18 protein-coding genes are annotated in these 19807 nt (G+C 64.8%); 7 read left to right on the forward strand and 11 right to left on the reverse strand.

What is annotated here, in order from left to right; genetic code table 11:
• Nucleotides 1-83 precede the first annotated feature (83 nt).
• The 6 genes from folP to glmM form a co-directional block, all read right to left on the reverse strand.
• Complete coding sequence (gene folP, locus ACRECS_RS24585) at nucleotides 84-1142, reverse strand: dihydropteroate synthase (protein ID WP_431585604.1); 1059 nt, start codon at nucleotides 1140-1142, stop codon at nucleotides 84-86.
• 113 nt (nucleotides 1143-1255) lie between these two features.
• Complete coding sequence (locus ACRECS_RS24590) at nucleotides 1256-2407, reverse strand: site-specific DNA-methyltransferase (RefSeq protein WP_431585605.1); 1152 nt, start codon at nucleotides 2405-2407, stop codon at nucleotides 1256-1258.
• Between the two features lie 260 nt (nucleotides 2408-2667).
• Nucleotides 2668-3294, reverse strand: coding sequence for a ribonuclease HII (locus tag ACRECS_RS24595; RefSeq protein WP_431585606.1), 627 nt, complete (start codon nucleotides 3292-3294; stop codon nucleotides 2668-2670).
• Nucleotides 3291-4148, reverse strand: a complete 858-nt coding sequence (thiD, locus tag ACRECS_RS24600; RefSeq protein ID WP_431585607.1) for a bifunctional hydroxymethylpyrimidine kinase/phosphomethylpyrimidine kinase — start codon at nucleotides 4146-4148, stop codon at nucleotides 3291-3293. Before thiD ends, ACRECS_RS24595 begins: the two co-directional genes overlap by 4 nt.
• Entirely contained in the window at nucleotides 4145-4375 is a 231-nt protein-coding gene (locus tag ACRECS_RS24605; protein WP_431585630.1) for a DUF1272 domain-containing protein, read from the reverse strand. The genes thiD and ACRECS_RS24605 overlap by 4 nt, the downstream gene beginning before the upstream one ends.
• A gap of 138 nt (nucleotides 4376-4513) precedes the next feature.
• Entirely contained in the window at nucleotides 4514-5854 is a 1341-nt protein-coding gene (gene glmM, locus ACRECS_RS24610) for a phosphoglucosamine mutase (protein WP_431585608.1), read from the reverse strand.
• A gap of 103 nt (nucleotides 5855-5957) precedes the next feature.
• Between glmM and ACRECS_RS24615 the strand changes: the two genes are divergently transcribed.
• Nucleotides 5958-7217 carry a dicarboxylate/amino acid:cation symporter gene (locus tag ACRECS_RS24615; protein WP_431585609.1) on the forward strand — a complete coding sequence of 420 codons (1260 nt, stop codon included), beginning with the start codon at nucleotides 5958-5960 and terminating at the stop codon, nucleotides 7215-7217.
• Nucleotides 7214-8206 (forward strand): aldo/keto reductase, encoded by a 993-nt coding sequence (locus ACRECS_RS24620; protein WP_431585610.1) that lies wholly within the window; start codon nucleotides 7214-7216, stop codon nucleotides 8204-8206. Before ACRECS_RS24615 ends, ACRECS_RS24620 begins: the two co-directional genes overlap by 4 nt.
• 35 nt (nucleotides 8207-8241) lie before the next feature.
• Here ACRECS_RS24620 and ACRECS_RS24625 read toward each other — a convergent pair whose 3' ends face one another.
• Both ACRECS_RS24625 and ACRECS_RS24630 read right to left on the reverse strand, forming a co-directional pair.
• A complete protein-coding gene (locus tag ACRECS_RS24625; RefSeq protein ID WP_431585611.1) occupies nucleotides 8242-8934 on the reverse strand; it encodes an NnrU family protein in 693 nt (230 codons plus the stop codon).
• A 14-nt stretch (nucleotides 8935-8948) separates the two neighbouring features.
• Nucleotides 8949-10739, reverse strand: coding sequence for a peptide MFS transporter (locus ACRECS_RS24630; RefSeq protein WP_431585612.1), 1791 nt, complete (start codon nucleotides 10737-10739; stop codon nucleotides 8949-8951).
• Between the two features lie 193 nt (nucleotides 10740-10932).
• On the opposite strand from ACRECS_RS24630, the gene ACRECS_RS24635 reads away from it, so the two are divergent.
• The 4 genes from ACRECS_RS24635 (at nucleotide 10933) to ACRECS_RS24650 (ending at nucleotide 13929) form a co-directional block, all read left to right on the forward strand.
• Nucleotides 10933-11511 (forward strand): nitroreductase family protein, encoded by a 579-nt coding sequence (locus ACRECS_RS24635; RefSeq protein WP_431585613.1) that lies wholly within the window; start codon nucleotides 10933-10935, stop codon nucleotides 11509-11511.
• A 39-nt stretch (nucleotides 11512-11550) separates the two neighbouring features.
• A complete protein-coding gene (locus ACRECS_RS24640; protein ID WP_431585614.1) occupies nucleotides 11551-11907 on the forward strand; it encodes a GntR family transcriptional regulator in 357 nt (118 codons plus the stop codon).
• 122 nt (nucleotides 11908-12029) lie between these two features.
• The gene (locus ACRECS_RS24645; RefSeq protein WP_431585615.1) at nucleotides 12030-13274 is read left to right on the forward strand and encodes a DUF3419 family protein; all 1245 of its coding nucleotides are present in this window, start codon (nucleotides 12030-12032) and stop codon (nucleotides 13272-13274) included.
• Between the two features lies 1 nt (nucleotide 13275).
• Entirely contained in the window at nucleotides 13276-13929 is a 654-nt protein-coding gene (locus ACRECS_RS24650) for a class I SAM-dependent methyltransferase (RefSeq protein WP_431585616.1), read from the forward strand.
• Nucleotides 13930-13966: 37 nt separating this feature from the next.
• On the opposite strand, the gene ACRECS_RS24655 is transcribed toward ACRECS_RS24650, so the two are convergent.
• Nucleotides 13967-14512: a hypothetical protein gene (locus tag ACRECS_RS24655; protein WP_431585617.1), complete on the reverse strand. Its 546-nt coding sequence runs from the start codon at nucleotides 14510-14512 to the stop codon at nucleotides 13967-13969.
• A 195-nt stretch (nucleotides 14513-14707) separates the two neighbouring features.
• Here ACRECS_RS24655 and ACRECS_RS24660 point away from each other — a divergent pair, with 195 nt between their 5' ends.
• Nucleotides 14708-14869, forward strand: a complete 162-nt coding sequence (locus ACRECS_RS24660) for a hypothetical protein (protein WP_431585618.1) — start codon at nucleotides 14708-14710, stop codon at nucleotides 14867-14869.
• 3 nt (nucleotides 14870-14872) lie between these two features.
• Here the strand turns inward: ACRECS_RS24660 and ACRECS_RS24665 are convergent, their stop codons facing one another.
• A complete protein-coding gene (locus ACRECS_RS24665) occupies nucleotides 14873-18322 on the reverse strand; it encodes an error-prone DNA polymerase (RefSeq protein WP_431585619.1) in 3450 nt (1149 codons plus the stop codon).
• A 61-nt stretch (nucleotides 18323-18383) separates the two neighbouring features.
• A complete protein-coding gene (locus tag ACRECS_RS24670; RefSeq protein WP_431585631.1) occupies nucleotides 18384-19790 on the reverse strand; it encodes a Y-family DNA polymerase in 1407 nt (468 codons plus the stop codon).
• Nucleotides 19791-19807 lie beyond the last annotated feature (17 nt).

Consider the following 19807-nt stretch of genomic DNA (forward strand, 5'->3'; position numbering starts at 1 on the left):
ACATTGCGCAGCGTTCGTGGCTGTTTCTCGACTTCGCTCGAAACGAACGGATTTTGGGTGGACAGCTGTTGCTTTGGTTACCCTCAACCCGCGACCAGCGCCTGATCCTTCATCCCGCGCCAGACCCTGAGCGCCTGACCGGTTTCGGCCACGTCATGGACGCGGAGCATCTGTATCCCCGTTTCCGCGCCCTTCAGCGCCAGGGTGAGCGAGCCGCCGAGCCGCTGATCCGCCGGTGCTTCATTGGACAGCGCGCCGATCATGCGCTTGCGGCTTGCGCCGAGCATGATCGGGCAGCCAAGACCGTGGAACAGCGCGAGGCCGTTGAGCAGCGTGAGATTGTCCTGCAGCGACTTGCCGAAGCCGATACCCGGATCGACGATGATCTTCGCCCGGTCGATCCCGCCGGCCACTGCCGCGGTGACGCGGGCATCGAGCCAGTCATACACCTCGGTCAGGACAGACTTGTACCCGCCGCCGCCATGCGGCCCCTTTTTCGGGTCGGGCGAGTGCATCAGGATCACCGGGCAGCCAGCGCGCGCGACCACCTCCAGCGCGCGGTCGTCCCACAGCAGCGCCGAGACATCGTTGACGATGGCGGCGCCGGCCTTGAGCGCCGCCTCCATCACCGCCGCCTTGCGCGTGTCGATCGAGACCAATGTTCCGCCACCGGCGAGCTTTTCGATCACTGGCACGACACGGGCGATCTCATCGCCTTCCCACACGGTCGGCGCATTGGGCCGGGTCGATTCACCGCCGACATCGATCAGCGCCGCGCCCTTGGTCGCCATGTCGAAGCCGGCGCCGGCCGCGTCGTCATGAGCACCGCCATCAGAGAAACTGTCCGGCGTGACGTTGAGGATGCCGGCGATCATTGGCTGGTCGAAGCGCAGCGTGCGGTCGCCGAGCGTCAGCGGCGCGCGCGGGGCGGTGATGGCCTGGTGGAGCTTTGCAGCGTGCTCGTCCGCGGCGAGCAAGCGATCGATATCGGCGATCTGGACGGTGCGGCGGGCGCCTTTCTCGATCACCTCATAAGCGGCGAACCATTGCATCCCGCCGGCGAGCCGCGCGACCTCTCCGTCACGGCCGACCGGTGTATCGACGAACTGGATCGGGCGGAGATGGAGGGTGGATTGGCTCATCGCTTCTCTTTCGTCATGCCGGACTTGTTCCGGCATCCACTGCTCCGCACGACAACGGCGATGGGCTTTTGCGGCACGGCGGACCCCGGAACAAGTCCGGGGTGACGGGCGGCTTAAATCTGCGTCGCGAGCAGATAGGTCTGCCGCAGATCGTCGATCGGCTTCAGCCCGTCCGGCGTTTCATAATGCCAGAAGGTCCAGCCATTGCAGGCCGGTGCGCCCTGCAGGACCGAGCCGAGCTTGTGGATCGAGCCGGTCGTATCGCCCGACATGACCGAGCCATCGGCGCGCACCGTCACGCGGTAGCGGCGCTTGGCGTCGGTCAGCACGGCGCCGGCGACCAGCATGCCGTTCTCGACGATCGTGCCGAAGGCGACGCGCGGTGCGGCCTTGGGGCTTTGCATCGTCTTCAATGCGGATTCGTCGAGCGGCAAGGCCGCCTCGATCCGCTCGATCGCCGCCGAGCAATATTCCGCCTCGCGCTCGATGCCGATCCAGCGCCGGCCAAGCCGCTTGGCCACGGCGCCGGTCGTGCCGGTGCCGAAGAACGGGTCAAGCACCACATCGCCCGGCTTGGTGCAGGCCAGCAGGATGCGATAGATCAGCGCCTCGGGCTTTTGCGTCGGATGGACCTTCACGCCGCCGCGCTTCAGCCGCTCCTGGCCGCCGCACACCGGGAATTCCCAGTCGCTGCGCATCTGCAGTTCGTCGTTCAGCGTCTTCATGCTGCGATAGTTGAAGGTGTAGCGTGCCTTTTCGCCCATTGACGCCCAGATCAGCGTTTCATGCGCATTGGTGAAGCGCGTGCCCTTGAAATTGGGCATCGGGTTGGATTTGCGCCACACCACGTCGTTGAGGATCCAGTAGCCGAGGTCCTGGATTGCCGAGCCGACCTTGAAGATGTTGTGATAGCTGCCGATCACCCAGATCGCGCCGTCATCCTTCAGGATGCGCCGTGCCTCGGTCAGCCATTCGCGGGTGAATTTGTCATACGCCGCGAGGCTGTCGAACTTGTCCCAATCGTCGGTCACCGCATCGACATGGCTGCCGTCGGGCCGGCTGAGATCGCCGCCGAGCTGCAGGTTATAAGGCGGATCGGCGAAGATCATGTCGACCGATTTCGCCGGCAATGCGCGCATCGCGGAGACGCAATCCTGCATGATGATGCTGTCGAGTGGAAGCTCGGCCGGTAGGAGCTGCGCCTGCAGCAGGCCGTCCACGACCGGCGCATCGGCGCGCGCCTTAACCTTGTCGATAACGCCCATAAATCATTTCCCCGTTTGTATCCCGCGCATCCCTGCGGATGTGCGGACTCCGGTCAAGTGGAGAATGGTTAACGACTATGGCCGCCAAATCGTTAACAAAACGGAACATTTTGGGAAGCTGCCCAGATATTGAGTCGGCACGAGTCAGCAGACTCAATGGATGGGGTGTGGCGCGAAAGACTCGGAGGGCGATTTTTTCGCTTAAAGTTTCGCGGTACCGCCTCTAAAATTCGCTCTTTCGCGAATTTTCAAACCGACTCTTAAAAATCGAGCCAGGCCTGCGCAACCGGCGCGAAGCTGCGCCGATGCAATGGCGAGGGGCCATATTGGCGCAGCGCATCGAGGTGAGTGCGCGATCCATAGCCCTTGTTCGAATGCCAGCCATAATGCGGATGCGATTCGGCATGGGCGATCATGATCGTGTCGCGGGTGTGCTTGGCGATGATCGACGCCGCGGCGATCGACAGCGAGATCGCATCGCCCGACACGATCGCGGTTGCGGGATGGTCCCAGCGCGGCAGGCGATTGCCGTCGACCAGCACATGACCGGGCGTGCAGCCCCCATCCCTGATCAGCGCCTCGACCGCCAGGGTCATCGCCTTCATCGTCGCCCAGAAGATGTTGAGCGTGTCGATCTCATCGGCCTCGACGATCCCGATGCCGACCGTCGCGCAGTCGCGCAGCCGGTCGTGCAACCGCGTGCGTTCGGCGGCGGAGAGTTTCTTCGAATCATCGATTCCGCGCGGCACGCCCTTTGCGGGCAGGATCACCGCCGCTGCGACCACCGGCCCGGCGAGCGGCCCGCGCCCGGCCTCATCGACCCCGACCACGGGGGCGAGGCAGAGTTTCTCGTGCCTGAGGCTGGGTTTGACATTGGCGCGAGTCACTGGAAATCCGTCACGAATTGCTGTCCCATCGGGCCATGACCATGGCCGAGACCCGGCGCCAGTTCCAGTGCGCGGCGGACAAAGCGGATCGCCCGATCGACCGCATCGGCAAGCGTCATGCCCTGGCCCAGCCCCGTCGCGATGGCGCTGGACAAGGTGCAGCCAGTGCCGTGGCTGCTGGTCGTGTGTAGTCGAGGCGCGCGCCAGTTCTGAACCGAGCCATCGGCATGAATGAGGCGGTCTTCAATCTCTTCGCCATCTGCATGACCACCCTTCACCAGCAATGCGGTGCCGATGTGATTGACGAGTGCCCTCTCCTCCGTTCGCGCTGAGCTTGTCGAAGCACCGTTTTTTTCTCCCGCGTCGGACGGAAGGAAGAACGGCCCTTCGACAAGCTCAGGGCGAACGGAGGGGAGGGTCGCGCTGAGCACCGCCAGCTCCGGCAAATTGGGCGTGGTGACCGTCGCGACCCGCATCAGCCGCCCGAACGCGGCGATCGTATCGTCATCGGCCAGCACCGAACCACTGGTCGCGACCATCACCGGATCGAACACGATCGGCAGGGCGAGTTGCTCCAGCCGATCCGCCACCGCATGCGCGGTCTCGGCCGATCCGATCATGCCGATCTTCACCGCATCGATGCCGATGTCGCTCACCACCGAGTTGATCTGCGCGACGACCATTTCGGTCGGCACGCGGTGCACGCCCTGCACCCCGAGCGTGTTCTGCGCGGTGATCGCGGTGATCGCGGTCATGGCGTGGCCGCCCAGCATCGTCACCGTCTTGATGTCGGCCTGAATGCCCGCGCCGCCGCCCGAATCCGAGCCGGCGATGATCAGAATGCGCGCGGTCATGCCGCGCCTTTATGGATCCGCACGGTCGAGGCGGGATGGCGTTCGAGCCGCTTGCCGGTGCGGGTCGGCCGGTCGATCAGCTCGCCGCCGCAATTGGGACAGACATCGTCCATCGCCTCGGTACAGGGCGCGCAGAAGGTGCATTCGAACGAGCAGATGAACGCACCGGGTGCGTCAGCGGGAAGATCGACGCCGCAGCGTTCGCAATCGGGGCGCATTTCAAGCATCGTCGTCATTCCTTCTCCCCTCCCGCTTGCGAGTGGCACAATCCCCTTCGGCCGGGATTGCTCCCAGCAATCCCGAGAATATGCCGGGGGCATATTCTACCGCACGGGAGTGCGCCACTCGCAAGCGGGAGGGGAAATTCAACCCGCCGCTACCCGCACTGCGTCGCAGATCCGGTCGACCAGTCGCGTCACCTGATCGGAATCGTCGCCTTCGGCCATCACGCGGATCACTGGCTCAGTGCCCGACGGGCGGATCACCAGCCGGCCCTGGCCGGCCAGTTCCGCCTCGGCTTCGGCGATCACGGCCTTGACGCTTGCGTCCTGGAGCGGCTTGCCGCCCTTGAAGCGGACATTCTTGAGCAATTGCGGCACCGGATCGAAGCGGTGCAGGAACTCGCTCGCCGGTGCGGCGGCCCAGACCAGTTCGGCCAGGACCTGCAATGCCGCGACCAGCCCGTCGCCGGTGGTGGCATAATCGCTGAGGATAATGTGCCCGGATTGTTCGCCGCCAACATTATAGCCCTGCGCGCGCATTGCCTCGAGCACTTGCCGGTCGCCGACCCCGGTGCGGATCAGGCCGATGCCCTGCGCCGAAAGATGCCGTTCGAGCCCGAGGTTCGACATCACCGTCGCGACCAGCCCGCCATTTTTCAGCCGCCCCGCGCGCGCATAGCCGCTGGCGATCGTCGCCATCAGCTGATCGCCGTCGACGACATGGCCGAGTTCATCGACCACGATCAGCCGGTCGGCATCGCCGTCAAGCGCAATGCCGAGCTGCGCGCCCGACGCGACCACCGTCTCACACAGCAAATCGGGCGCTGTCGATCCGACGCCGTCATTGATGTTCTTGCCGTTCGGGCTGACCCCGATCGCAATCACATCGGCGCCGAGTTCCCACAAAGCGGACGGCGCGACCTGATAGCCGGCGCCATTGGCGCAATCGACGACGATGCGCATGCCGTCGAGCCGAAGGCTTTCCGGAAAGGTCGATTTGGCGAAATGGATGTAGCGGCCCTTGGCGTCGTCAACGCGTCGCGCGCGGCCGATATCTGGCCCGGCCACGAGCGGGATATCGCCGTCGATCAGCGCCTCGATCGCCAGCTCATCCTCATCGCTGAGCTTATAGCCGTCGGGGCCGAACAGCTTGATGCCGTTATCGGCGTAAGGGTTGTGGCTGGCCGAGATCATCACGCCCAGATCGGCACGCATCGAATGCGTCAGCATCGCGACCGCCGGGGTCGGCATCGGCCCAAGCAGCACCACATCCATGCCGACACTGGTGAAGCCCGCGACCATTGCCGATTCGAGCATATAGCCGGACAGGCGCGTGTCCTTGCCGATCACCACGCGGTGCCGGTGGTCGCCGCGCTGGAAGTGTGCGCCCGCCGCCATGCCGACCTTCATGGCCATCGCCGCGGTCATCGGATGGGCATTGGTCGCACCGCGAATGCCATCGGTGCCGAAATATTTTCTTGCCATTCCGCGCAATCCCATTCGCTATGCGTCCCGGCTCTGTACTGCCCCGGGCCCTGTACTGCTATTGTCCGTCATTCCAGCCTTATCGCCATATCGAAGGATCAGCATGTCGCAAGCCACTCGTATTCTGCTGGCGCTGATCGCCGGGCTCGTGATCGGCATCGCCGCCGCTTCCGTCTCGGCCGACTGGGCGCTGGCGGCGACCAAGATCACTCAGCCGATCGGATCAGCCTGGCTGCACGGATTGCAGATGGTGATCGTGCCGCTGATCGTCGGGCTGCTGGTGACCGGCGTCGGCGCGACCGCCGATGCGGCGCGCGCCGGGCGGATCGCGGGGCGATCGGTGGTGATGTTCGTCATCCTGTTGTGGAGCGCGACCCTGATGTCGGCGCTGCTCGTGCCGCTGCTGCTCAAGCTGTGGCCGCTGCCGGCGGCCTGGGCCGAGGCGCTGCGCACCTCGCTCAGCCATGCGGCGACGCCGGCCGGCACGGTGCCGAACCTCGGCGCGTTCTTCGATACGGTGGTGCCGACCAATGTCGTGACCGCCGCGGCGGCCGATGCGTTCCTGCCGCTGACCGTGTTTGCGATCACCTTCGCCTTTGCCATCACTCGCCTGCCGCCCGAGCCGCGTGCGCTGCTCACCGGATTCTTCCAGGCAATCGTTGACACGATGCTGGTGATCATCACCTGGGTGCTGAAGCTCGCGCCGATCGGCATTTTCGCGCTGGCGTACGGCGTCGGCGCGCAGACCGGCGCGGCCGCGTTCGGCGCATTGCTCCATTATATCGTCACCGTCTCGGCGATCGGGCTGGTCGTGCTGCTCGCCGCCTATCCGGTCGCGGCGATCTTCGGGCGCGTCGGCATCTTGCGCTTCGCCCGCGCGGTCGCCCCGGCCCAGGCGGTCGCGATCAGCACGCAATCCTCGCTCGCCTCCTTGCCCGCGATGCTCAAGGCAAGCGCCGAACTCGGCGCGCCCGCGACCAGCGCCGGCATCACTCTGCCGATCGCGGTGGCGATTTTCCGCGCGACCAGCCCGGCGATGAACCTCGCGGTCGCACTCTATGTCGCACATCTGCTCGGCATGCCGATCGGACCCGGCGCACTGGCCGCGGGCGTCGCGACCGCCGCCATCACCACCATGGGGTCGGTATCGCTGCCCGGTACGATCAGTTTCTTCGCCTCGGTCGCGCCGGTCGCGGTGGCGATGGGGGTACCGATCGAAGCTTTGGGGCTGCTCGTCGCAGTCGAGACGATTCCCGACCTGTTTCGCACTGTCGGCAACGTGACGATGGATGTCGCCGTCACCATATCCGTCGCGCGCGCCGATGGCGGCGCGGCCGAGCCGGACGTGGAGATCGTCACATGAAATACCGCACCCTTGGACAGGCTTTGAAGGTTTCCGCGATCGGCGTCGGCTGTATGCCGATGATTCGCGAAGGGAACATCAATTACGGCAATGCCGACGATGATGAATCGACCCGCACCATTCATGCAGCGATCGACCTTGGCATTACCTTTTTCGACACCGCACAGGTCTATGGCCCATTCGCCAATGAATCGCTGCTCGGCACAGCGATCAAGGGCAAGCGCGACGGGCTGATCATCGCCACCAAATTCGGCTTCCGTTTCTCCGGCAACGACATCACCGGCGTCGATGGCAGCCCGGCCAATGCGCGCGAGGCATGCGAAGGGTCGCTCAAGCGGCTCGGCATCGACACGATCGACCTGTTCTACCAGCACCGCGTCGACCCCAATGTGCCGATCGAGGAAACGGTCGGCGGGATGGCCGAGCTGGTGAAGGAAGGAAAGGTCCGCCATCTCGGCCTGTCAGAGGCCGGGCCGGAAACAATCCGCCGCGCCGCGAAAGTCCATCCGATCGCGGCACTGCAAAGCGAATATTCAATCTGGGAACGCGATGTGGAGGACGACATCCTGCCCGCGTGCCGCGAGAACGGCATCGGTTTCGTGCCGTACAGCCCTCTTGGCCGCGGCTTCCTGGCTGGCGGCATCCGCAGCCTTGACGATCTTGCCGCCGATGACTGGCGCCGCAACGATCCGCGCTATTCGCCCGAGAACATGCCCGCCAATCTCGCGATCGTCGATGCGGTGGCGGCGGTGGCCGAGACTCACGGCGTGTCGAATGCGCAGATTGCGCTCGCCTGGCTGCTCGCCCAGGGCGAGGACATTGTGCCGATCCCCGGCTTCAAGCGCCGCACGACAATGACCGACAGCGCCGGCGCGGCAGATGTGGTGCTGAGCGCCGACGATCTGGCGGCGCTCGATGCGGCCGCACCGCGTGGCGCCACGGCGGGCCCGCGCTATGCCGAGCGCGGAATGCGGATGGTACGGCTGTAAGACGCTGTTCCTCCCCGGCACGGGGAGGAACTAACCTAGATCCAGCGCCAGATCCCCGCCGCCCATCCGGCAAGCGGGAGATGCGCCCAGGTTGCGGCCAGCCACAGCACCACGCCGCCGGCAAGATCATGCGGCCGGAACCCGCCGAACCGGGCGCGTCCCGCGGCAATCGCGGCGAACGGCCAATAGCTCGTCTTCGCCTCCCACGCCCGCCAGCGTTCCGGCTGGAGCGCCTCTTTCTTGCGATCCTGCAGCGCCGCGCCGACCAGCGCAAGGACGATCACCGCGCCCGACAGGATGATGTTCGACGGCAGCGGAAACACCGCGATATGGCTCGCCCCCCACAGGGCGAAGGCCCACATCATCGGGTGCCGCGTGATCGAAAACACCCCGCGCGCCTCACCCGGCACATCACCCGGCGTACCGGGATTGGGCAGTGCAGGGTTGCCGATCAGCGACCCGAGCAGCAGCACGCTGGCGATCAGCATCACCAATGTCACCACCGCCCAGAGCGCGTCGCCGACCGGCCATAACGGCGCTTCCGGTCCGGCCGCACGATAGGCCAAGGCCAGCCAGCCAAGCGTCACCGCCGCGACCAGCACGTAAAGGCCCAGGAACGGCCGCTCTCCGATCCGCGCGACGATCGGCCGCCTGAGCGGATGCGACAGCAGGAAATGCGAACCGACGAATGCGGCCGCCGCCGCGAGGACCATCTCCGTGCCGTCCATCTGTCTTCTCCCGGTTATTTGACCCCGTGCATCCATTTCTTGAGCGGCCAGGACAGTATGAGCAGCAGCACGCCGAGGCCGATCGCCCATTCCGAAATCCAGGTAAAGACGTCGCTATAGGTACCGAGGCTGACTCGCAGATTGGTCACCTGGCCACCGACCGTTTCGACACTGGCGATCTGCGCGATCAGGCCCGCGACATATTGCGCGACCGAGATCGACAGGAACCACACGCCCATCATCAGCCCGACAACGCGCGCGATCGACAATTTGGTCACCATGCTGAGGCCAACCGGGGAGATGCACAGTTCGGCAAAGCTGTGGATGAAATACAGGCCCGCCAGCCACCACATCGCGACCTTGAAATCAGGCCCGACGAACGACGTGCCCCAGACGAGGAACAGGAAGCCGAGCCCGACGCTGACCAGCGCGATGCCGAATTTGACCGGGATCGACGGCTCGATCCCCTTCGCCGCCAGCCGCGTCCAGATGAAGCTCATGATCGGCGCCAGGGTGACGATGAAAAAGGCATTGAAAAACTGGGTCTGGCCGGCCGAGATCGGAATGCCGAGCAGCGACAGCTCGGTATTGCGGTCAGCGAACAGGGTCAGCGAAGACCCCGCCTGTTCGAACAGTGTCCAGAAGACGACGTTGAAGATGATCAGCACCATCGCGGCGAGCATCATCTGGAATTCCTGCTTCGACCCCTTGATGAATGACCAGATCAGGATGCCGGGCACCGAGATCAGGAAGGTACCGAACAGCAATTTGCCCATCAGCGAGAGCGAGGCGATATAGCCGATAATGCCCGAACCGGGCTCGGGCGGGGCCATGTTCATCAGGTTGACGAACAGCAGATAGAAAGCGGGAATGCCGAGCAGCGCGAGCGCGTAGATGCCCATCGCCCGGTCCGGCCCTTCACGCACCGGCGGCTCGCCGTAACCGGCAAGCTTGCCGCCATCGAACTGAATCAGGGTCCAGGAGAATGCCATGCCGATTGCGGCCAGGCCAAAGCCCGCCCACCAGCCGACCGCATCGGCCAGGAACGGGCACAGGATCTGCGACCCGAGCGAGCCGAGATTGATGCCCATATAGAAGATGGTGAAGCCCGAATCGCGTCGTCGGTCGCCCTGCGCGTATAGCTCGCCGACCATGGTCGAGATATTGGGTTTGAAGAAGCCGTTGCCGACCGACACCATCGACAGTGCGACCAGCATCAGCGCGAGATAGAAGGGGCTGCGATCGGCGTCGGATTCGAACCCGCCCTTGGCGATGGTGCGCGTCGCGACACCGTTTTGGTCGAGCAGCGCGACGCTGCCGTCGTCATTGCCCTTGATCTGCAATTTCCGCGAGCCGTCGATGATGTAGCGCGTCTCGCCCGCGTCCGATGCCGCGATCTGCACCTCGTAACGCTGCCCGTCGATCTTGGCGTAAGGGGTGGCAGTCTGACCACCGAAGCAGAGCGTGAAATAGCCCAGCGACATCAGGATCGCGCCGAATTTCACCGCGCGCTTCGACCCGAGATATTGATCGGCGAGATAGCCGCCGACCAGGGGGGTCAAATAGACCAGCGCGGTATAGCCGCCATACAGGCCGGTTGCCGCACGATCGCCGAACACGAAATGCTTGGTCAGATAGAGTGTCAGCAGCGCGCGCATGCCGTAATAACCGAACCGCTCCCACATTTCGGTGGTGAACAGCCGCGCGAGCTGCGGCGGATGGCCGAACCAGGTCTTGGCTTCGGCCGGATTGACGTGGCTGATATCCGGCTCGCGCGGGGTGTCCGCGGTCGGGGTGTCCACCATTTTTGTTCAGCTCCCTGAATGCCTTGGCGCCGTCAAACGCGGCGCTCCTTATGGCGCGGGACACTAGCGGCTATCGCAGGGGTGTAAATATCCGGGTTGGCGGCGGAGGCGGGGAGTATTCAGCACGAGCAGCGGAGAAATATGCACCCGTTCGGCCGTTGCGCTGCGGTGCAGCACTGCCTACCTGCGCTTCATGTTCAACGACCTCTCCACTCCCCTCGCCTATCTCGCCACACGCCGCTCGGGCAAACCCCGCGACCTGGTAGCGCCCGGCCCGGACGCCGCGCAGCTCGAGACGATATTGCAGATTGCCGGGCGGGTGCCCGATCATGGCAAGCTTGCCCCCTGGCGCTTCGTCATCGTGCCCGCTGAGGCGCGCGACCGCTTTGCCGCGATGCTGCTCGACGCGTACCGGCAGGAACGCCCCCAGGCCGCGCGGCTCGAGATCGAAGCGGTCGAAAGCTTCGCGCGCCAGGCCCCGACGCTGGTCGTCGCACTGTTCAGCCCGCGGACCGAAAGCCATATTCCGCAATGGGAACAGGAACTCTCGGTCGGGGCGGCCTGCATGAACCTGCTCCACGGTGCGCATGCGATGGGCTTTGCCGGCGGCTGGCTGACCGGCTGGGCGACCTATTCCGATATCGTACGCGATTCGTTCGGCGCGGCCCCGGAACGGATTGCCGGTTTCATCTTTCTCGGCACGCCATCCCGGGAATTAGAAGAACGTCCGCGCCCCGATTTGCGCACAATTGTTACAGAGTGGAGTGTTTAAATGACTGGACTAAACAGCCAATTGCTGTATTAGGGCAGCATGACAGCGCTTAATTCCGAAGACAGTCCGGTTTATATCAAGCTGCGTGCCACCATCTCGGCAGCGATCCTGCGCGGCGACTTCCGCGCCGGCGACCAGCTTCCCTCGGTTCGCGCGCTGGCGGCCGAACATGGCGCCAATCCGCTGACCGTCGCCAAGGCCTATCAGAGCTTCCAGGACGATGGCTATGTCGAGGTGCGCCGCGGCGTCGGCATGTTCGTACTGGCCGGCGCGGCGGAAAAACTGCGCATCGCCGAGCGCGAGCATTTTCTGCAGACCAGCTGGCCGCGCATCCGCGACCACATCACGCTGCTCGGGCTGGACGCCAGCGACCTGCTGGAACGCGAACGCGCCTGAGCCACGACTCGGGGGTTTTTCGGGCCCCGATCCCTTGCCGTCATCGAACCGTCATCCGATTGTCCTAGCGCGCTCCCGAGCCGCCGGGTAATTGCTGTCGTCCGATGCGCAGGAGAAAGATTATGGCCGTCGCCCGATCGTCAAAGAACCCCTCCAATAATGGGGCCGTCCGCGCCGCGGTTCATCGCCATGACCATCTGTCGAAGCAGGGACTGCTCGAACGCGCCTTCACCTTCGCCTTTCGGGGCCTGGTCTATGCGCAGATCTGGGAAGACCCGGAAGTCGATATGGAGGCGCTGGCGATCCAGCCCGACAATCATGTCGTCACCATCGCCTCGGGCGGCTGCAACGTGCTGTCCTATCTCACTGCCAATCCGCGCGCGATCACGGCGGTCGATCTCAACACCGCGCATATCGCGCTTAACCGGCTGAAGCTGGTCGCGGCGCGCCAGTTGCCCGATTACGAAGCATTCCACCGTTTCTTCGCCCGCGCCGACAGCCAGGCCAATGTGCTGGCCTATCGCAGCGCGATCCGCCCGCATCTCGATGAGACGACGCGGCGCTATTGGGAAGGGCGCGACCTGATCGGCCGCCGCCGCATCGGCGGCTTTGCCAAGGGCGTGTACAAGCGCGGGCTGCTGGGCAATTTCATCGGCGCGGCGCATTTGCTTGCCCGGCTCGGGGGGCTCAACCCGAAGATCCTGCTCAAGGCGCAGTCGATCGAGGAACAGCGCGAGATTTTCGACCGCGACTTCGCGCCGATGTTCGACAAGGGCTTCATCAAATGGCTGACCGACCAGCCCGCTTCTTTGTTCGGCCTGGGCATTCCGCCGGCGCAATATGAAGCGCTGGCCGGCGACGAGAAGATGGCCGTGGTGCTGCGCGAGCGGCTCGAAAAGCTCGCCTGCGATTTCGACATCAAGGACAATTATTTCGCCTGGCAGGCGTTCGGCCGCGGTTATGGCGAGGGGCCGAGCGCATCGCTGCCGCCCTATCTGCAACAGGCGCATTATGACGAGATCGTCGACCGCGTCGACCGCATCGAAGTGCGTCACACCAATTTCACCGATTATCTGCGCGGCCGGCCCGATGGCTCGCTCGACCGCTACATCTTGCTCGACGCGCAGGACTGGATGACCGACGAGCAGCTCACTGATTTGTGGACCGAGATCACCCGCACCGCGAAACCCGATGCGCGCGTCCTGTTCCGCACCGCCGGCGCGCCGACCATCCTGCCCGGCCGCGTGCCCGACGCGATCCTGTCGCGCTGGGCATATCGCGCGGAAGAGTCGTTGGATTATACCAAGCGCGACCGGTCATCGATCTATGGCGGCGTACATCTCTATGTCCTGGACGCTGCCGCCTGAGATGGATTCGAATCATGCCGGGCATATGGATGCGATCTATCGGACGCAGCGCCATTTCTACGACCTGACGCGCAAATATTACCTGCTCGGCCGCGACCGGCTGATCCGCCGGCTCGATCCGCCCAAAGGGGGCAGCGTGATCGAGATCGGCTGCGGCACCGGCCGCAACCTGATCGCAGCGGCAAAGGCCTGGCCCGAAGCGCGCTTCTACGGCATCGATATTTCCGAAGCGATGCTGGAGACGGCGCGGGCCAAGGTCGCCAGGGCCGGGCTGACCGAGCGCATCACTCTGGCGCAGGGCGACGCGACCGCGTTCGACGCGCAATCCCTGTTCGGCGTCGCGGTGTTCGACCGGGTGTTCCAGAGCTATACGCTGTCGATGATCCCCGACTGGCGCGGCGCGCTGCGCGAGGGTGCGGGCAAGCTTGCGCCCGGCGGGCGGCTCGACCTGGTCGATTTCGGGCAGCAGGAGAAATTGCCCCGCGTCTGGCGTGCCTTTCTCTATTCGTGGCTGAGGAAGTTCGACGTCTCGCCGCGCGCGGATATGAAGGCAGCGATCGACGAGGTCGCGGGTGGCATTGGCGCACGAGGCGAATTCATATCGCTCTATCGCGGCTATGCCTGGGCAGGGTCGATCGGGCAGGCCGGGTCCTGACGGCGGCGGCTCGTCCAACGAGATCAGCGCTCTGCGCTCAAGGCGCGCCAGCGCCCTTCCCCTGAGCGGTCGGCAGTGCCTCGAACGACAACACAACGGCTCCCCCCTCATGGCTGAGCGTCAACAGGCTGTAGAATTTTCCCGCAGCCTTTGCGGCAGCAAAATCCTTGCCGCTCAACGTTGATCCATCCCGCCACCGACCATTCTCGCGCAGCGCAAAGAAATTCGCCGAGGTTCCGAAATGGAGTGCGGGGCCAAAGCCAAGCATCGCCTGGAGATCCGAAGCGAGATCGGGCTGGGCGGTCGCGACTGAAATGCCGCAGGTGACAAATCGCACGCCCGGTACGTTGGTATCGCGTGCGTTCAACGTCAATGTCGCCGTCCCGACCACCTTGAACCGGTCCGCGGTGACATCGAAATCCTTTGGCTTGCCCGGGCCGCTGCGTTGCCACCCGTCCTGGTCGGCGCGCGCCAACACCGCCTGTGACGCGCTGCCGGGCACACAAAGCTGGTCGTAAGCCGTGATCATTATCTTATCGGTCGCAGGAGCGGTCACCGCCGCCAGGACAGCCATCAGGATCATCACCTGACTCCATTCATCAAGGCTTCCCGGCCCGCGCAAATTACTGCGTTTCTGCAGGGCCGTAAAGAATGTCCGACATGCGCCGGGCTTTCTCTCAGGTCCATATCAGGAGTGTATGGATCGCGACCGAAACGGAATTTGACTTCGATTGCCGTGATTGATGAGGCGTAAGGCACAGCAGGGGGAGCTCAATCCATGTCAGACCAGCCCGTCGATCCATTGCCCCAAGCGAAGAGCGATCCGCGCAAGCCGTGGGTCAGCCCGACGATCATCACCCCCAATGTCGAGCTTGCGACCTGCAAGGTCTATTACAACCGCGAAGTGAGCAACAGCATCAACATCATCGGTCCGTCCTAGGCCTTAGTGAAAATCGCGCGACTTGGGGATGATCCGCACGTCGCGCGGATGGCGGTGGCGCCCTGCCCCCGGATGACTTGGCGGCTGCGGATGTTCGAACACATCGGCGCGCGACAATTGCGGCTTCGCTTCATCGGTATCGGACAGCCGGTCGAGCAGGTCGGTCCAGTCATGGATGCGGTCCGCCATCAGATGGACCACTCCTTCGGGACTTTTCTGCAGCTCACCCTCGACCATCATCAACCGCGCCGCCATCACCTCGCGCCGGAAGCGTTCGAACATCCGCGCCCAGAGCACGATATTGGTGATGCCGGTTTCGTCCTCGATCGTGACGAAGATCGCATTGCCTTTGCCCGGGCGCTGGCGGACCAGCACGATCCCCGCGGTCTTCACGCGGCGGCCATTTTTGGTCGCCGATGTCGCGGCGCAGCTGAGCACGCCCCGGGCGGTGAAGACCGGGCGCAGGAAGTGCATCGGATGCGCCTTCAGCGACAGGCGCGTCATCTGATAATCGGCGACGACATGCTCCGCGCCGGTCATTTCGGGCAGCGCCATGTCTTCTTCCACGCCCAGTTCCGCCGCACGCGCCGCCGCGAACAGCGGCAAGGCGGCGGACGGCGTGCGCCGCGCATCCCAGAGCGCATCGCGCCGGTCGAGCCCGATCGACCGGAACGCATCGGCATCGGCAAGCAGGCGCAGCGCGCGCTCTGGCAGGCCGGCGCGGCGCGCAAGCGTCTCGATCGAGGCGAAGGCGCCGCCCTCGCTCCGGGCTCTGGCCAGATCATCGGCCCATTCCTGCTTGAACCCGGTAATCTGACGCATACCCAGACGCAGGGCGAAGGGGTGCGCGGCCGCTCTATCCGCAAGCTCCAGGCTATTGTCCCATCCACTCGCATTCACATCGACCGCGCGCGCCTCGACACCATGCTCGATCGCATCGCGCACAATCTGTGCCGGCGCATAGAATCCCATTGGCTGCGAATTGAGCAAAGCGCAGGCGAACACCGCCGGATGATGGCATTTGATCCACGACGAGACATAGACCAGTCGTGCGAAGGACAGCGCATGGCTTTCGGGAAAGCCGTAGCTGCCGAACCCCTCGATCTGCTTGTAGCAGCGCTCGGCAAAGTCGCGTTCGTAACCGCGCCCGACCATGCCATCGACCAGCTTGGCGTGAAAATTATGGATCGTGCCGAGGTTGCGGAACGTCGCCATGGCGCGGCGCAGCTGGTTCGCCTCCGACGGGGTAAAGGCGGCAGCGGTGATCGCCAGCTTCATCGCCTGTTCCTGGAACAGCGGCACGCCGTAAGTCTTGCCGAGCAGGGTTCTGAGCTCGTCCGGATCGTGCGGCCGCGCGGGCGACGGATAATCGACCTTCTCGACCCCGCTGCGCCGGCGCAGATAGGGATGAACCATATCGCCTTCGATCGGGCCGGGCCGGACGATCGCGACCTGAACCGTCAGATCATAGAGATTGCGCGGTTTCAGGCGCGGCAGCATGTTGATCTGCGCGCGGCTCTCGACCTGGAACACGCCGATGCTGTCGCCCTTGCACAGCATGTCATAGACGGCCTCATCGCCGGTCTCGATATCGACCTCAAGCGTATGATCGCCCAGGCCGTGGTCGCGCAGCAGGTCGAAGCTCTTGCGGATGCAGGTCAGCATGCCGAGCGCGAGGACATCGACCTTCATCAGGCCGAGCGCGTCGATATCGTCCTTGTCCCATTCGATGAAGCTGCGATCCGCCATGGCCGCATGATGCAGCGGCACCGTCTCGTCGAGCCGGTTCTCGGTCAGCACGAAGCCGCCGACATGCTGCGACAGATGACGCGGAAACGGCGCAGCAAGGATCTGGTCCATGATGAAGCGCAGCCGCACGATCTCGGGATTGGCGAGGTCGAAGCCGGCCTCTTCGATCCGTCGTCCCTCCATATCGCCCAAATAGCTGCCCCAGACATTGCTCGCCATCCGCTCCGGGATATCCTGGCTCATTCCCAGCGCCTTGGCGACCTCGCGCACCGTGCTGCGCGAACGGTAATGCGCCACCGTCGCAGCGATGCCGGCGCGGTGCCGGCCGTAGCGCCTGTAGATGTGCTGCATCACCTCTTCGCGCCGTTCATGTTCGAAATCGACATCGATATCGGGCGGCTCGCCACGTTCCTCCGACACAAAACGTGAAAAGAGCAAGTCATGCTGCATCGGATCGATCGAGGTCACGCCGAGCAGGAAGCAGACGGTGGAATTGGCCGCGGAACCGCGCCCCTGGCACAGGATCGGCGGTTTCTGCGCACGGGCGAACCGCACCAGATCATAGACGGTCAGGAAATAATAGGCGTAGTTGCGCTCGCGGATCAGGGTGAATTCCTCGATCAGCGAAGCGAGCACCTTGTCCGGCACCCGACCGTAACGCTCGATCGCCGCCTGCCATGCGACATGTTCGAGCCAGGCCTGCGCTTCCCAGCCTTCGGGTACCGGTTCGTGCGGATATTCGTAGCGCAGCTGGCCGAGACCGAAATCGATGCGCGATAGCAGGACCTGGGTCTGGGCGACGGCATCGGGGCAATCGCGGAACAGCCGCGCCATCTCGTCGGGGTTTTTCAGATGGCGCTCGGCATTGGCCTCCAGCTTTTTGCCCGCTGCGGCGATCGTGGTGCCCTGGCGGATACAGGTGAGCACATCGTGCAGCGGTCGCTGCTCGGGCCTGGCATAGAGCGCGTCGTTGGTGGCGATCAACGGCACACCGGCGCCGCGCGCTGTCGCCTGCAATTTGCTCAATGTGCGGCCGTCACGCCCCCCGCGCGGCATTGCTGCCCCCAGCCAGACCCGGTCCGGCGCGGCGCGCGACAGGCTGGCGAGCACGTCCCCGACATCCTCGGGCGGTGAGGTGACGAGGCGCAGCAAAGGTTTGGGCGGATCGCTCGCGTCGTCGAAATTATACTTCACGGGCTCACGGTGCGCCTCTTCCTCCTGTGCGGTGGAATAGGGTAACACGATCAGCAGCAGGTCCTGGCTATAGTCGAGCAGGTCATCGAATTTGAGGATGCAGTCGCCCTTCACCGCGCGCAGATTGCCGACCGTCAGCAAGCGGGTGAGTCGCCCCCAGCCATAGCGGGTCGCGGGATAGGCAACGATGTCCGGGGTGCCGTCGGTAAACACCAGCCGTGCACCGACCACGAGCTTCAGGTCGATTTCGCAGCTGGCTGATTCCTCGGGCGTCAGCACCTCCGGCTCGCCTTTGGCCTTCTTGTCGGCGAGCCATGCGGCGCGTGCCTTGTCCGGTGCTTCCTTAAGCGCGACAAAGGCGCGCACCACGCCGGCCACGGTGTTGCGGTCAGCAATGCCGATGCCGGTCATGCCGAGCTTGTGGGCCTGCTCGACAAAGTCCGACGGGTGCGACGCGCCGCGCAGGAAGGAGTAATTGGTCGCTGCGACCAGTTCGGCAAACTGAGTCATGGGGTGAGGTCATGCTTCTCTTCTCCCCTCCCTGGAAGGGAGGGGAGTGGATGCGGTTCCATCACGCGAACAGCCCGTGCACATACCAGCCCGGATCGCCTTTCTCGCTGCCGTACAGACCGTGCCGGAACACCCAGAAACGCCGTCCGCGCGCATCCTCGATGCGGTAATAGTCGCGCGTCAGGCCATTGCCGGAATCGCGTTTCCACCATTCGGCGGCGATGCGTTCCGGGCCCTCGAAGCGAGTCACTTCATGCAGAGTACGTCGCCAGCGGAACTGGCGTGGCGGACCGTCGGGGACTTCGGCGGTGACCTGAATCAGCTGGGGCGGGTCGAACAGGTGTAAAGGCCGCAGCGGCGGCTCGCCCGCTTCTGGCTGCGGCCAGCTTTCCGGCGTCGCCGCTTCGACCGCGGGCAGCGCCAGCACTGCCTGTTCGGGGATATGCGTGTCGCGCGGAGTCAGCCGGCGGAAGCGGCCGCGCCCCATGCGCACGCTCAGCCGGTCGATCAGCGCGGCGAGCTCGCCCGCCGCGACCTCACCGCCCTCGAGCAGCAATTGCGTCGGCGCAAGCGGAGCGAGCACGGGCACCGCCAGCCGGATCAGGTCGAAGCCGAAGCCGGGGTCGAGCGGGTCGGCCAGGCTGTCGAGCCGTTCGTCGAACAGCCGCATCACAATCACCGGATCGCGCACCGCCAGGCTGGTCTCGACCGCGAGATCAATCGCGATCCCGTCGCTGCGGAAGAAGCGTGCGGCGAAGCGGCGGCCGCCGAGATGGCGTTCCTCCATCGTCTCGGCCGCTTCCGCGATCAGTTCGCCGAGGATCGCCAGCGCATGCTCGGTACGGGCGATCGGCTCGGCCAGGCGGCGCTCGACCAGCAGGGCCGGCGGCACGCGGCGCGGCGTGATGCGGCTGTCCGATTTGCCGAGCAAGCGCGCGAGCAATGCCGTCACATCCTCGCCGAACCGGGTCGAGAGCGGCGCGGTGGGGCGGCCGGCCAGATCGGCGATGGTCTTCAGCCCCGCACGCCGCAGTGCCAGCTCGGTCTCCTCGTCCAGGTCCAAAGCGGCGATCGGCAAGCGGCGCACCGCCGCCTGCTCGTCGGTTGCGGGCATGGTCTGGTAGCGGGCGAGTGCTTGTGCCGCCTCTGGCGTGCCGGCGATCGCATGGCGCAGCTTCATACCATAGGCGCTCAGCCGCGCCTCGATATCGGCAGCGAGTGCTGCTTCATCGGCGAAACCCTGGCCGCAGCCGGTGATGTCGAGCGTCAGCCCGTCGGGCGGCTCGACCGCGACCAGCGGCGTGTAGCGGTCGCAGCCATCGGCGATGCGGTCAAGCAAGGCGAGATCGGCGGCCGGATCATGATCGACCACGGCAAGCTCGGGCACGCGCGCCCGTGCATCGGCCAGCGTTAGTCCCGGCCCGAGCCCCAGTGCTTGCGCGGCGGTATCGACCGCGACGATGCGCATCGCGCCGCGCTGCTTCT

This window comes from Sphingomonas sp., assembly GCF_050725575.1.
Taxonomy (GTDB): Bacteria; Pseudomonadota; Alphaproteobacteria; order Sphingomonadales; family Sphingomonadaceae; genus Sphingomonas.

What these genes read in the sequence shown, in the direction of transcription:
- ACRECS_RS24590 (WP_431585605.1), bottom strand. Translation starts at nt 2,407, where the DNA reads ATGGGCGTTATCGACAAGGTTAAGGCGCGCGCCGATGCGCCGGTCGTG.
- ACRECS_RS24615 (WP_431585609.1), top strand. Translation starts at nt 5,958, where the DNA reads ATGTCGCAAGCCACTCGTATTCTGCTGGCGCTGATCGCCGGGCTCGTG.
- ACRECS_RS24650 (WP_431585616.1), top strand. Translation starts at nt 13,276, where the DNA reads ATGGATTCGAATCATGCCGGGCATATGGATGCGATCTATCGGACGCAG.
- ACRECS_RS24660 (WP_431585618.1), top strand. Translation starts at nt 14,708, where the DNA reads ATGTCAGACCAGCCCGTCGATCCATTGCCCCAAGCGAAGAGCGATCCG.
- ACRECS_RS24665 (WP_431585619.1), bottom strand. Translation starts at nt 18,322, where the DNA reads ATGACTCAGTTTGCCGAACTGGTCGCAGCGACCAATTACTCCTTCCTG.
- ACRECS_RS24640 (WP_431585614.1), top strand. Translation starts at nt 11,551, where the DNA reads ATGACAGCGCTTAATTCCGAAGACAGTCCGGTTTATATCAAGCTGCGT.
- thiD (WP_431585607.1), bottom strand. Translation starts at nt 4,148, where the DNA reads ATGACCGCGCGCATTCTGATCATCGCCGGCTCGGATTCGGGCGGCGGC.
- ACRECS_RS24635 (WP_431585613.1), top strand. Translation starts at nt 10,933, where the DNA reads ATGTTCAACGACCTCTCCACTCCCCTCGCCTATCTCGCCACACGCCGC.
- ACRECS_RS24630 (WP_431585612.1), bottom strand. Translation starts at nt 10,739, where the DNA reads ATGGTGGACACCCCGACCGCGGACACCCCGCGCGAGCCGGATATCAGC.
- ACRECS_RS24620 (WP_431585610.1), top strand. Translation starts at nt 7,214, where the DNA reads ATGAAATACCGCACCCTTGGACAGGCTTTGAAGGTTTCCGCGATCGGC.
- ACRECS_RS24625 (WP_431585611.1), bottom strand. Translation starts at nt 8,934, where the DNA reads ATGGACGGCACGGAGATGGTCCTCGCGGCGGCGGCCGCATTCGTCGGT.
- ACRECS_RS24645 (WP_431585615.1), top strand. Translation starts at nt 12,030, where the DNA reads ATGGCCGTCGCCCGATCGTCAAAGAACCCCTCCAATAATGGGGCCGTC.
- folP (WP_431585604.1), bottom strand. Translation starts at nt 1,142, where the DNA reads ATGAGCCAATCCACCCTCCATCTCCGCCCGATCCAGTTCGTCGATACA.
- ACRECS_RS24605 (WP_431585630.1), bottom strand. Translation starts at nt 4,375, where the DNA reads ATGCTTGAAATGCGCCCCGATTGCGAACGCTGCGGCGTCGATCTTCCC.
- ACRECS_RS24670 (WP_431585631.1), bottom strand. Translation starts at nt 19,790, where the DNA reads ATGCGCATCGTCGCGGTCGATACCGCCGCGCAAGCACTGGGGCTCGGG.
- glmM (WP_431585608.1), bottom strand. Translation starts at nt 5,854, where the DNA reads ATGGCAAGAAAATATTTCGGCACCGATGGCATTCGCGGTGCGACCAAT.
- ACRECS_RS24655 (WP_431585617.1), bottom strand. Translation starts at nt 14,512, where the DNA reads ATGATCCTGATGGCTGTCCTGGCGGCGGTGACCGCTCCTGCGACCGAT.